Annotated in this window: 1 pseudogene; it reads right to left on the minus strand. The window is 60.7% G+C overall.

The features are described 5' to 3' along the window. Positions 1-704, minus strand: a pseudogene (locus ACFOE0_RS23205) (hypothetical protein); the annotation flags it as partial.

A 704-nucleotide genomic window follows, 5' to 3' on the forward strand; every position in this document is an offset into this window, starting at 1 on the left:
GTCATTGATGTAGCCATCGTCGTTGGCATCTTCGGTAATGGTGACCGTTGGGGCGGCCGGGCCGCTGCTCAGTACCGCACTGTCTGTGCCGCTGGCGGTGTTGCCCGCCGGATCGGTAACGGTGGCGGTCAGGGTGATGGCGGTACCATCCGCTGGCGCCGGGATAGACAGGCTCAGCCCATTGTCCAGCATGTCCTGGGTGATGGTGGCGGTGTACACCTCATTGCCATCCTGGTCGGTGACCGTGATGGTGTCACCCACCGCGGTGCCGTCGCCCAGAGCGATGGTGTAGTTGATGTCGCCATCCAGCTCATCATCATTGATGTAGCCATCATTATCGACATCTTCGGTGATGGTCAGGACTGGGGCCGCAGGGGCGCCGCCGCCCGCACCGTAATCCAGGGTGGCAGAGTCATTGCCATTGGCGGTGTTGCCCGCCGGGTCGGTGACGGTGGCGGTTACTGTGATGGTGGTGCCGGTGGCAGGGGCTGGCATAGAGACTGACAGGCCATTATCCAGCATGTCCTGAGTCACGGTGCCGTTAAACAGCTCATTGCCATCCTGGTCAGTGATGATAAGGGTATCGCCCACGGCGGTCCCGGCACCCAGGGTGACGCTAATGTCTATCTGGCCATTAAGCTCGGCATCATTGATGTAGCCGTCATTGTTGGCATCTTCGGTAATCACCACAGTCGGCGCGGTTG

This window comes from Shewanella submarina, assembly GCF_042646185.1.
GTDB lineage: Bacteria > Pseudomonadota > Gammaproteobacteria > Enterobacterales > Shewanellaceae > Shewanella > Shewanella corallii.